The sequence below is a fragment of the Bacillaceae bacterium S4-13-56 genome (genome assembly GCA_040191315.1).
GTDB lineage: Bacteria > Bacillota > Bacilli > Bacillales > JAWJLM01 > JAWJLM01.
On record JAWJLM010000078.1, the window covers coordinates 1 to 12,964 of the forward strand.

11 protein-coding genes are annotated in these 12,964 nt (G+C 39.1%); all 11 read right to left on the reverse strand.

What is annotated here, in order from left to right:
• Positions 1-229 precede the first annotated feature (229 nt).
• A complete protein-coding gene (locus RZN25_15505) occupies positions 230-1,687 on the reverse strand; it encodes a M20 family peptidase (GenBank protein MEQ6378218.1) in 1,458 nt (485 codons plus the stop codon).
• Positions 1,688-2,077: 390 nt separating this feature from the next.
• Positions 2,078-3,418: an acetyl-CoA hydrolase/transferase C-terminal domain-containing protein gene (locus RZN25_15510; protein ID MEQ6378219.1), complete on the reverse strand. Its 1,341-nt coding sequence runs from the start codon at positions 3,416-3,418 to the stop codon at positions 2,078-2,080.
• 14 nt (positions 3,419-3,432) lie between these two features.
• A complete protein-coding gene (locus tag RZN25_15515) occupies positions 3,433-4,467 on the reverse strand; it encodes a 3-oxoacyl-ACP synthase (GenBank protein MEQ6378220.1) in 1,035 nt (344 codons plus the stop codon).
• Between the two features lie 18 nt (positions 4,468-4,485).
• The gene (locus RZN25_15520) at positions 4,486-5,316 is read right to left on the reverse strand and encodes a methyl-accepting chemotaxis protein (GenBank protein MEQ6378221.1); all 831 of its coding nucleotides are present in this window, start codon (positions 5,314-5,316) and stop codon (positions 4,486-4,488) included.
• Positions 5,317-5,325: 9 nt separating this feature from the next.
• On the reverse strand, positions 5,326-6,141 hold the full coding sequence (locus RZN25_15525) for an alpha/beta fold hydrolase (GenBank protein ID MEQ6378222.1): 816 nt from the start codon (positions 6,139-6,141) through the stop codon (positions 5,326-5,328).
• Between the two features lie 148 nt (positions 6,142-6,289).
• Positions 6,290-7,576 carry an ABC transporter substrate-binding protein gene (locus RZN25_15530; GenBank protein ID MEQ6378223.1) on the reverse strand — a complete coding sequence of 429 codons (1,287 nt, stop codon included), beginning with the start codon at positions 7,574-7,576 and terminating at the stop codon, positions 6,290-6,292.
• A 109-nt stretch (positions 7,577-7,685) separates the two neighbouring features.
• On the reverse strand, positions 7,686-8,393 hold the full coding sequence (locus RZN25_15535) for an ABC transporter ATP-binding protein (GenBank protein ID MEQ6378224.1): 708 nt from the start codon (positions 8,391-8,393) through the stop codon (positions 7,686-7,688).
• A complete protein-coding gene (locus tag RZN25_15540) occupies positions 8,386-9,165 on the reverse strand; it encodes an ABC transporter ATP-binding protein (GenBank protein MEQ6378225.1) in 780 nt (259 codons plus the stop codon). The genes RZN25_15535 and RZN25_15540 overlap by 8 nt, the downstream gene beginning before the upstream one ends.
• The gene (locus tag RZN25_15545; protein ID MEQ6378226.1) at positions 9,146-10,168 is read right to left on the reverse strand and encodes a branched-chain amino acid ABC transporter permease; all 1,023 of its coding nucleotides are present in this window, start codon (positions 10,166-10,168) and stop codon (positions 9,146-9,148) included. Before RZN25_15545 ends, RZN25_15540 begins: the two co-directional genes overlap by 20 nt.
• Before the next feature lie 3 nt (positions 10,169-10,171).
• Positions 10,172-11,044, reverse strand: a complete 873-nt coding sequence (locus RZN25_15550; protein MEQ6378227.1) for a branched-chain amino acid ABC transporter permease — start codon at positions 11,042-11,044, stop codon at positions 10,172-10,174.
• Positions 11,045-11,320: 276 nt separating this feature from the next.
• A complete protein-coding gene (locus RZN25_15555) occupies positions 11,321-12,736 on the reverse strand; it encodes a sigma 54-interacting transcriptional regulator (GenBank protein MEQ6378228.1) in 1,416 nt (471 codons plus the stop codon).
• Between the last annotated feature and the right edge of the window lie 228 nt (positions 12,737-12,964).

The following is a 12,964-nucleotide window of genomic DNA, read 5'->3' on the forward strand; positions in this document are numbered from 1 at the left end:
AGGTTGGCTGCCCGTTCATGCTGGATAAAATTCATCTAGAGGGCACCCTTTTTATCATATTTTTTCAAAACTATTCATCTAATAAGATTAAAAGTATGTTCAACATTTACCCTCAAATTTCCTTCTCCTTACATTTTCAAATTAGATCAAAACAAAAAAGCTAGAACCCTAATTTACTAAGGTTCTAGCTTTAAAAGTGTGTTGGTGAGAACCGTCCCTACCAACACGCCTAGGAGTTTTCTTTTATAATTTCGATGTAGAATTTGATGGCTTTTAGGTAGTTTTCACTACTAACGTGTTCGTTGGTTCCGTGCATTCGATTTAGGTCCTCGGATGTGATTTGGACTGGTAGAAAGCGATAGGTATTGTCTGATACTTTGTCATAATGTTTAGCATCTGATCCTGCAAACATGAGATAGGGTGCAATCACTGCATCTTCATATACATTTCGAGCAGCTTGTTGAATAGATGTGAAAGGCCATCCATTGATGGAAGAAACACCAGATGCCTCTGTTCCTTCGATTGTTACATTAATATCGTCATCATCAATAGTATCCTTGACGTATTCCTTCACGTAATCCAATGTATCGCCCGGCATGACCCTAAGATTAATAATGGCAGACGCTTTTTCTGGTAATGCATTGTATTGTTCTCCCGCATGGAAAATCGTTGGGGCAATGGTGGTTCGAATTAATGCCGCAGATGCTGGTTGATCCAACAGAATATTTTCAATGATCGGTTCAAAGATAAACTTATTGGCAAAAACGTATTTCATCCCAAAATTCATTTCAGGTGCAACATATTCGAATAAGTCTTTTCCAGGACCCCTTAAGTCAGCAGGAAATTGCGTTTCTTCTAGTTTAGCTATCGCTCTCGCAATCCTCCCTATATTGGTCTCTGACTTAGGTTGTGAGGAATGCCCCCCGCTTCCTTCTATAGAGAGCTCTATGGTTGCAGAACCTTTCTCAGAAATACCTACAACGCCGACTGGCTGGTCTACACCAGGAACCATATTTTCCACTATGGCTCCTCCCTCATCTAAAACAAAATCAAAAGTAATCCCTCGATCTTTCATTGTTTCAGCAATGGCCTTTGCCCCTTCTTCTCCCCCAATTTCTTCATCATGCCCAAACATAAAATATAAATCGCGTTCGGGTTGGTAGTTTTGCTTCAAAAGGTAGGTCACGCCCTCCATAATCCCAATTACTCCGATCTTGTCATCAAGAGTCCCACGTCCCCATATATGACTATCGCCCACATTTCCACTAAAAGGTGGTTCCTCCCAATTGGCATCAGTGCCTTCTAGCACGGGAACAACATCATAATGACTTGTTAGACCAATGGGTGGCTTTGCAGAATCTGCACCTTTCCATTTGTAAACTAAAGCATACTCATTGATTTTCTCTAATTCCAGTTCTGCATGCACTTCTGGATAGTTCTCTTCCAGAAAAACAATAAAACGATCGAATTCATCCCAGTTAAATTTGCTCCGGTCTTGATACGAAATGGTTTGATAAGTAATTGCTTCCGACATATGGGCAATCGCTTTTTCTTCATCAAGTAAAATTTCACCAGGCTTCGGAGCAGGTTGCTTTGATTGTACTGTTACAGTATTGAAAACGGTTACAATAATAAATAATAATAAAAGTCCTCCTAGAACCGATAAAAATACCTTCCACTTTTTCATTTGACTCCCCCATTCTTTTTATCTAATCAAAATAAAGCTTAAAACACTTGCGTTGAATACAGATTCACTTTACCTTCCAATCATACTATATTTTTAAAATAGTTTGAATAATAAAAATTCAATTTGAGAACCGTCCCTACAAACACACAAGTAGCTCGACTTTGACTATACTCTAAAAAATCGTCATGGAAATGAAGTGCTTTGGCACTCAAGTTATAAATATCTCTCCTTTTAAAAATCACATATATCTCCGGAAGTTAGAAAAAGACTAAAATGAATAAAGAAAGCCCAATTTCACATAAGAAATTGGGCTTTCTTTCTACTAAATTTACCATTCATTACAAATCAATCGTGTTGGTGAGAACCGTCCCCACCAGCACACCAGCACTCTTACCACAAATGGAGTTCTTGTGCTTCTTTTCGTAGTTGGTCGCGGAAGTCTGGGTGTGCGATGTTGATGAGTCGTTCAACTCGTTCGCGAACTGTGGTTCCTCGTAAAGCGGCTACGCCGTATTCGGTAACAACATAGTCGACATCATTTCGTGTTAGGGTAACTGCTGCTCCCTGCGCCAGGCGAGGCACGATCTTAGAAACTACTTTTCTCTCATCAGATCCAGGAACACGAACTCTAGCAGTAGAGTACAAAGCAATAAAGGACTTTCCTCCTGGTGACATTTGTGCACCAATGGCTGTGTCAGCCTGACCACCGGTTCCACTAAATTGGGTATGACCAATGGTTTCTGAACAGCATTGTCCTGTTAAATCGATTTCGATCGAGGTGTTAATGGACACCATTTTATGGTTTTGACTAATCGTATAAGGATCATTGACCCAACTTCCATCATTAATAACAACACCTGGGTTATCATTAATAAAATCATATAATTTCTTTGTACCAAGAGCAAAAGTAGCTACCATCCGTCCTGGCAACAACGTCTTCTTATTGCCTGTGATGACACCTGCATGAAATAAATCTACCATACCATCAGTTAACATTTCTGTATGAATCCCAAGGTCTTTTTTTTGCATTAACTGAGCGGCTACCGCATTAGGAATACCACCAATACCAAGCTGTACTGTAGAGCCATCTTCAATTAGATCTGCGATAAATTTCCCGATCTTTTCATCCTTTTCAGAGGGAGGAGGAGATGGGAACTCAGGTACTTCATAATTCGACTCCACTATATAATCTATTTCATTGATATGAACCGTAGTATCTCCGAAAGTCCGAGGCATATTTGGGTTCACCTCTAAAATAACCACATCAGCATTTTCAACCATTTTTCGTTCGTACGTACAGCTTAAAGACAAAGATAAAAAGCCATGCTGGTCCATCGGTGACGCCGTCCCAACAAAGACATTAACTGGTCGATGGAATAAACGTTTAGTACCTGCCAGATGCAAATGGTTAGGAATGTAAGACACTCGACCTTCCTTATGAACCTTTCTCATTGTGGCTGTATAAAACCAACCTTCCATCAAAAAGCTATCTTCATAGCCAGGAAGACTAAAATAATCATAGTCTAAAACAGGTAGACAAGTAGATACCTTCACATTTTTTACTCGTTCAGCAATAGTATGAAGTGTAGATAGAATATCTCTAGGCTCTGCTGCCGCTAATGCAGAAACGACATGGTCATTCGATTTAATATGCTGAAGAGCTTCGTCTACTGTGACAACCTTACTTTTGTAAAGAGCTTCTACACTCCTGTTTTCTGTTGTAATCCCCATTACCCTCTACCTCCTCACTCTTCAATCGGGCCCCATTTGATGACATTGGCTGCCCACGCATAGCCAATACCTGCGGAAATCATAGAAAGAACGGTTCCGTCCTTTACTTTTCCTTCCTGTAATGCCAAATGAAGAGATAAAATTTGATCAATTTGACCTGTGTGTCCATAGTCTTTTAGATAGATCGTTTGGTCTTCCGTTAATCCAAGCTGCTCTACCATAAATTTGTGCATGCTATATTTAAAATGAAGGACATCCAGATAGCCTAATTCACTTTTGGCGATTCCTGATTTTTCGAAAGCACGATCAATACAATACATCCAATTGTTCATCGAAACCTCATTTAGGCGATCCTTCATATGCTTTTCATCGAATAAGCGTAGTGATTTATATGCCTCATCCAGATTATCTTTTTTAATCGGCTTTTCTGTACCACCAAATTCCACTCCTGCATCACGGGCCATTGTACCGTCAGTGATGACATGAGTACCAAGTAGTTCGTTTCGACCAAAGTTTTTCTTTAAAATAATGGCCCCTGCACCAGCTGCAAGGTTATACATCATAGACATGGCCTTGTCTGTAAAATCAACAAAATCACCATTACGATAACCACCAACAATCATGACTGTTTGAATATCGTCATCTGCAATCATCATATCTTTTGCTATTTTCATAGCAGCTACTGTTGTACAGCACCGTTGTTGTAAGTCGATTCCCCAAGCATTTATAGCTCCTATTTTTTCTTGAATATAGATAGCTGTCGTTGTTAAAGGATATTCCTTCCACTCTTCCCCAACACTCAGGATTAAATCAATTTCTGTGGGATCCATATTCGTATTCTTTAACGCATCTAATCCTGCAAGAACACCCATTTCCTGTGTCCCGTCATTTTCACCTGGAACAGCAATCTGATTAATCCCCAACTTCGTACGTATGGCCTCCTCTGTCCAAACTCCTTTGGTGGCCTCTGAAATTTCTTTGGCAGTCATTTTCTTTTCAGGAATATAAATCCCCGTTCCAACAATACCCACACTTGGTTTTGTGCTCATGGACTATTTCCTCCTTCACTATTCCTCTGAACTTAAGAGCTGCGATTGTTGACGTAGATGGTCGACCATGGCAAAAACTTCCTCTGTAAAACTATGAACCTCCTGTATCGAGCTCGCTTGAACCGATGAGGATTGAACCATCTCGTCGATTTTTTCATTCATTTGTTGCGTTGAAAGCTTTAATTCATTTAAAATTTCTGTCACCTTTTTAACATAATCCTCTGTAGTTGCAGCTAATTTTCGAACCTCTTTTGCCACAACACCAAATCCTTTTCCCTGTTCACCGACTCTTGCAGCTTCAATAGCTGCATTAAGTCCTAATAAATTCGATTGACTCGAAACATGGCTAATAAAGTGAACAACCTTATTCGTTTCTTCCACTTTTGCCTTGGAATCTTCTTCAATCATTTTCAACTGATCACCAAGCAACATCACTTCGTTCATACTTTCAGAAATGGTATTTGTTGATTGTGTCAGTTGCTCCATAGCATCGTGAAGACTATTCGCAATCTCAAACAGAGTGTTTTGGCGATCAACAGATTCATTAAAAGATACTGCTCCAACAATTTCATGATTCGAATTAAAAATGGGCATGGCTATTGAAATATAAGGAAACCCAAATACTTCTTTATCAATTTGCTTCATCATCTTTCTTTTTTCCTTAGTACACTGATAGGTTAATGATGATTTCACATGGGGAGTACCTTCTTCAATTCGATGATTTATTTTTTTCCCTGGTATATAACAAATGCATTTTTCCAAGTCTGTTACGGATATGGCAAAATCAGAGCTCGTTAACTCATTGATATAGGGAGCCACGGTCACAAAGCTTTGTAACGTCTTATCCATGACTTTACCCTACGACACTGTCGAATCTGTTTTATCTGATAAAAAGTCTATGATTAGCTGGTTCGTAACCTCTGGCTGTTCCATAAAGAAAACATGCCCAGCATTCTCAATGATTTCAAACTTAGAACTAGAAATTTTTTCATGGAGCATTTCCCCATTTTGATAAGGAACCACTCTGTCTCCTCGTCCAGCTAATATGAGAGTTTCTGCTTTAATCGATGATGTCCAGTCCTCTCCATTAAAGGATGCCCCTGCCATTAACTGTCGTTGGTATGCATATTTAGGCTGAGGAATATTTTTCTTTCCATCCATAATCCAATCGAGGACATCTTCCTTTTCCTCTTTCGTATCTAGGTTAAGAGCTAGTGAAGTTGCAGAGCGAGCATCCTCTTCCGTCGATTCCTCACCACCACCTTTTAGCATGACCTGAAGTGTTTCCGGTGGAATAGGAATGGAGTTTGGACCTCCAAAAGACGTACTACATAAAATTAATTTATCTACCCTATGGGGATATTTGATTGCAAACTGTTGAGCAATAAAGCCACCCATGGATACACCTAAAACATGAGCTTTCTTAATGCCCAACTCTGTTAAAACAGCTGCCGCGTCATCTGCAAATAACTCTATTGTGTACTCTTCATCAGGCTTATCTGAATATCCAACTCCACGGTTATCAAGAACAATAACTTGAAAGTGCTCAGATAATTCCTTTACTTGTCGATACCACATCCAGCTCGCATACCCTAAACCTTCTAATAACAATAAAGGCTCGCCTTCTCCATGTAATTCATAATAAAGTTCTATACCATTCACATTCACTTTCATCTGTACCACGGCTCCTCTACATCCTTGTAACTTCTCCGAAACATTCCTATCTAGTGTCTGATTTTCATACATGTTTAAAATTTTGGATGATTTATTTGGACTAAAAAAGCCCAGTTGAACCAGGCTTTTTTAGTCCTTTTAAAGGTCCTTATTCGAACTCAATAAAGTCAGTTTCTTGTTCAAAGATATACGCACCTGAATCGTCTTGGACGACTTTGCTCATAGCCATCTTAGTAACACCTTCACGCTTACCATCTACATAAGAGATATCTGGAGCAAGACCTTCAGTGAAGGTTAATCCATTCATAGCTTCAATAAATCCTTCCCAAGAAAGATTATCTCCGGTAGCTTTTAAACCGGCTACAAATGTTTCAGCGGCAACCCAACCTGCGATAGTATAAGCATTCACTGGTGCATCTGGAGAATATTTTGCCATAGCATCTACAAGTGGAGCCATTCCTTCTTCTGTAGCGTCAACCCAACCCATAACGTGAAGATTCTTAATAACATTAGGAGCACCTTGAGAAGCTAGTGCTAAGAAAGAAGCATCAGCATTAGAGTAAGTAGTAATCATATCTACATTGAAGTCTACTTTTTCAATTTCTTTTAATAGTCCAGAAGTTTCTGCTAATAGACCATAAAGGATTACAGCGTCTGGGTTAGCAGCTTTTGCCTTTTGGATTTGAACAGTAAAGTCAGTATCAGTCCCATTTACAGCAAGCTCTTCAGAGATAGACCCTTTTCCTAACGCAGTTAAACCTTCTTTAAAACCTTCCAATCCGTCTTTCCCTACATCATCATTACGATAGATAATAACAATATTTTCAGCACCTAATTCTTCTACTGCGAATTTTGACATTAATTTACCTTCATAGTAGTAGTTAGGTTGAACTGGGAAGAAGTTTTCTCCAGCTTCTGTTAGTTGCTTGGCACCTGTGCCGAAGTATACAGATGGAATACCTTCTTCTTGTACTGTAGTTATAGTTGCCATTACACCTGGAGTTCCTAATTGACCAACAATGGCAAATACTTCTTCGTCATACACAAGCTCTTCCATAGCAGCTACTGCTTTGTCAGGAGCAAATTCATCATCTTTCTTAATAAGTTCGATTGTGCGACCATTCACTCCACCTTGTTCATTAATCATGTCAAAGTAAGCTTCCATACCACCATAGTAAGGAGTACCAATGGCAGCGAAAGGACCTGATTGTGCACCAATTGATCCTACAGTAACGGTTGAGTCAGTGACACCTTGAGCTAGTTCTACTTCTTCAACATCATCATTCGTAGCATCGTCCCCTGCGTTATTCTCTGTGTTATTCCCCGCATCATTACCGGTATTGTTTTCAGTGTTTCCGCTAGTCTCATCATCTCCACATGCAACAAGACCGACCGCAAGAATCATCATAAAGATAAGAACCAAAATTTTCTTCATCTCTTTTAACCCCTTTTCTTATTTTAAATTATGTGCAATCTAAGCATCTGCTTAGGAAATGCCTACTTTTGGATGACTCACCTTTACTGTGAGTAATCCAGCCTTTAAATTAGTGACTTCCCAGATAGGCCTGAATAACCTTAGGGTCATCCTTAAGCTCAGAAGCCTTTCCTTCTAAAATTACTTTTCCTGTTTCCAAAACATATGCATATTTACTAATAGACAGGGCTTGTTTGGCATTTTGCTCTACTAGAAATACAGTAGTTCCCTGTTTATTGATATCTTGTATAATTTTGAAAATATCCTTTACAATTAATGGGGCCAATCCCAAAGAAGGCTCATCAAGTAGTAACACCTTAGGGTTTGCCATTAGGGCACGACCAATGGCAAGCATTTGTTGCTCTCCACCAGAAAGGGTTCCTGCTAACTGATTCTGCCTTTCTTTCAATCTTGGAAAATACCCGAACACCATTTCATAAGATGCTTTTAAATTTTTCTTATCCTTCCGGGTGTAAGCTCCAATTTGCAAATTTTCATGTACGGTCAATTCCGGAAAAATCTGTCGCCCTTCTGGTGATTGGACAATCCCATGACTTACAATTTTTTCTGGAGAAAGCTTAGCTAGATCTTCCTTTTGAAAAGTAATTGAACCACTGGAAGGCTTTAACATTCCAGAGACAACTTTTAATATGGAAGTCTTTCCTGCCCCATTTGCACCGAGTAAAGTCACGATCGAACCTTCCTCTACTTGGAGAGAAATCCCCTTGAGTGCATGAATATAGCCGTAATAAGCATGAACATCCTCAAGCTTAAGCATTTTCCTTCGCCTCCTCTCCAAGATAAGCCTCTTGAACAGCAGGATGATTTTGAATCTCTTTAGGAGTACCTTCTGCAATTTTTGCTCCAAAGTTAATGGCGCAAATTTTCTCACAAGCATTCATAACTAAACTCATATCATGTTCTACTAAAAGAACCGTAATTCCAAATTCGTCTCTGATTCGACGAATTAGTTTTGTTAATTCCTGAGTTTCTTTCGAGTTCATCCCTGCAGCTGGTTCATCAAGGAGAAGAACTTTAGGATCTGTCATTAAGGCTCGCCCAATCTCAATCAGCTTCATGACTCCATAAGGCTGACCTGCTACATATTGATGCTCAATCCCTTTAATTCCGAGAAACTCCATAATACCAAGAGCCTTTTCGCGGATTCTTCTTTCCTCTCGGTTGACCCACGGTAGGCTTAATCCTTGAGAAAGCAGGTTACCCTTGGTAAAACTATGTTGGCCAATAATCATATTTTCAAGAACGGTCATACTCATAAAAAGTTCGACATTTTGAAAGGTACGAACCAGTCCAACTTTCACCATATCGTGAACTCGATATTTCTTTAAATCTATGTTGTCTTGGAAGGTGATTTTTCCATCATTAGGTGTGTAAAAACGACTGATACAGTTAAAAACTGTCGTTTTACCAGCCCCGTTTGGCCCAATCAACCCATAGATCTGTTTTTCCTCTACTTCAAAACTCAGATTATCAATGGCTTTTAAACCCCCAAAACTAATGGATAGATTTTCAACTTTCAGCATGGCCATGTTCGGCACCTCCCTTGTTTTTATTTATTCGATTGTTTTTTCTATTTAACAAGGCGAGTTTAATCTGAGTGCCAATTCGAGCAATACCATGCGGGAAAAACATGATGACGATAATCATGGCAAATCCAGTAAAGATGGTAGAAAAGCTCTTTATTTCCGCTAAGAAGCCAATGTCCTTAATGTATTCAGGTACAAGAGCTATGAAGGCACCACCAATGATACTTCCTCCAATAGAAGCAAGACCCCCAATAACAACCATAGCCAATAGGTTTAAGGAGAGTGTGAGCCCCCATATGTTTGGTTCGGTAAATCGAATGAGATGCATATATAAGGATCCTGCAATACCTGCATAAAAAGCACTAATAGCAAAAGCAATTAATTTATATCGAAATAAACTGACACCCATTGCCTGAGCGGCATGTTCGCTGTCACGCATAGCAATAAGAGCCCGACCTGTTTTTGATTTAAGTAAGAAATGGGCAAATAAAACTAGCAATAGCAGAATGACAATAGCTAAGATGAAAAAGTGTTCCCGATCTTTAAATTCAAAGCCTAATATCATAGGAAAGTCTGCTCTCATTCCTGAAAATCCACCAGTGAATGGTTCCCATTCCTTGAACACTTGTTGAATCGCCACCCCAAAACCAAGGGTTGCAATCGCTAAATAATGTCCCTCAAGTCTTAAGGCTACTAAACCAAGCACTAGTCCGATAACCATTGGAATAAGACCTGATAAAAGAAGGCTCAACAAAAATGGTAACTCCAGCGTTCCTGTCAGGTTCGCTGATAAATATGCACCCAAGCCCATGAAAGCAGCGTGACCTAAGGAAATTTGACCAGCATATCCTAGCAAAATATTAAATCCAACTGCGATTAGGGCATAAATCACCGCCATGTTCCAAAGCGTTAACGTGGATCTACTAACCTCGGTAAGGAGCGGAAAACTGGCGACTACAATAGCGAGAACTATATATAGGAAAGGTTTATTTTTAATGTATTTCATCCGCTACACCTTCTTCCGATGAACTTTTCCGAATAATCCTGTCGGCTTAACAATTAAAATGACGATAAGTAGTCCATACACAATGACGGTCTTCCATTTTAATGAAATATAATACCCAACTAAGTTATCAAATACTCCGATAATGAAGCCCCCAACCACTGGTCCAATGAAGGATCCAAAGCCCCCTAAAACAGCTGCAATAAATGATTTTAAATGAACATCAGCCATCATTCCTGTTGATATATTAGTAGTTGGTGCAATTAATACACCCGCTATGGCTCCTAAAACGGTTGCGATAATCCAGGACATGGAATAAACCTTCGAAACATTAACTCCCATTAGCCTAGCTGTCTTCTCACTTTGAGCTGTTGCCCGAATGGCAATCCCGAACATCGTCTTTTTAATTACGTAAAAAAGAATTCCCATAACAAGTAGAGTAATAGCGATAATAAAGAGAGCGTTCGGCTGAATGATAACTCCGCCAACATTGAAGTTTTCCGCTGTAATCGCCTTTCTAAAGAAGTGTGAATCGGTCCCAAAAATGGATGTTGCCAATCCGCTAAAAATCATAATGAGTCCTAGCGTAATAATCATTTTGCTTACAAGATTTGCCTTAGATGCTGGACGAATAAAAATCCGTTCAACCAGAAACCCTAGAGCAACTGCAAATAAAATCGCACCGATAAATGCCACAGGATATGGCATTTGATGCTGCCAAATGGTGAGTGCCATAAAACTTGAGAACATGGCCATTTCCCCTTGGGCAAAGTTAATCACATCAGACGTTCTGAAAATAAGAACCAATCCAAGTGCTGCCAAAGCATACAAGCTTCCAGTCTCAAGTCCTGCTATAATATTTTGAAAAAACTCAACCATCTCCATCCTCCTTCGTCGTCCACTTTGATTTATTAGTGGAGGTTTTGATGCCTATTCCATGGTTTTTAAGAGTTTTGGCGTCACACATATACATGCAATTTTCATGCCAACATAAGAAATAATTCAAGCTTTTTTTTGAAAAGGATAAATAGATGCTTAAAGTGAGTGAAAAAAAATTTTAAATAAAAAAAATAGAGGAGAACTTTCGAGGGAGATTTGAGTAAACGCTTACAATTTTATGTAGGCAAATCCGACAAGTGTACAAAATCCGTACAGTTAGTCTGTACGGATTCCGTATTTATCTAATTTATCGTATAAAGAAGACCTACTAATATCAAGCATTTCAGCCGTTTTCGCCTTATTTCCCTCCGTTTCCTTTAAGAGATCTATAATCATTGATTTTTCTGTTTGTTCCACCATTTCCTTTAATGTTCCCTTTTTAAAAGAGACACGCTTTGATCGAGGCTTTAAATAATAAGGTAAGTGGACAGGCAATATGGTATCCCCGTCCGCTAAGTTTATAGCCCTTTCTAGGATATTTTCAAGTTCCCTTACATTTCCAGGCCAATCGAAGGCAACCAAAATTTTCATCGCATCCTTGGAAATATTCGTCACATATTTCCCCAATTGATCGGAAAGCTTTTCCACAAGCTTCTTAGATATGATTTCTATATCTCCTTCACGATCTCTTAGTGGTGGAATCTCTATAGCCATAACGTTCAATCTATAATACAAGTCACTACGGAACTCCTTATTCTTGACTTTTTCTTCTAAGTTTTGATTAGTTGCCGCAATAATTCGGACATCAATAGGAATCGTTTTTGTAGAACCTACTCTCTCAATCTCTTTTTCTTGCAACACCCGAAGAAGTTTAGCCTGCATACTTAATGGCATTTCACCTATTTCATCAAGAAAAATACTTCCCTCATTTGCTAATTCAAATTTCCCTATCTTCCCGCCTTTTTTTGCTCCTGTAAAGGCACCTTCATCGTAACCAAAAAGCTCTGATTCCAATAATTCTGCCGGTATGGCTGCACAATTAATTTTCACAAATTGCTGATGGCTTCGGTCACTAGCATCATGGATCGCATGAGCAAAAAGTTCCTTCCCCGTCCCACTTTCTCCAAGAACAAGAACGTTTGAGTTCGTTTGTGCTGCTCTCCTCGACATATACAATGCCTGCCCCATTCCAACACTATTGCCTATAATACTATTAAATGAATATTTTGCGCCCTGAATTTGCTTCAGTTTTTTCATCGCATAGTCCAACCCAGATTCTAAGATCTTATTTTTTTCAATGACATCTTTAAACTCGTTCATATCTTGAAATAAAACTAGTCCAAATCCGCAGAATACTTCCTCATTCTCATCTAATACTGGAATCCTGTGAACTATGGCCGTCCGTCCATTTTGAAACTTATGTTTCCATGCAATTTCGGGCTTTTTTGTTTTATAGACATAGGGAAATCGAGTATTGTAATCTACTTTCATGACTTCTTCCCCTATGATTTCTTCCTTGGGATAGCCAAGAAGATCAGCAAATATTTGATTAATCCAGACTACTCGAGTTTCCTTATCAATCAAAATCATCGGAACCGACACTTGATCAAAGATCTTTTCCATCATGTTGACAAAGAAATCTGTGAATAGATCCTGCTGTCCCTCATTCACTTGATATAACTTATTTTTCATGGTTTCTCCCTCACCCTCCCAGCTGAAACATTCTTACTCTATTATACTATGAATTTCTAGAAAGCGCTTGCTTAGTTTAGAAATGGAGGTGGGATAAAGTGAAACTTCAATCAGTGGCCGTCCCCACTGATTGTTAGCACATAAGGGTATAACCTAAAGGACCTTGAACCTCTTAGTTATGTGCTTCATCTACCTTATGATGCACATAACTACGCGTTGCGCTTTTAG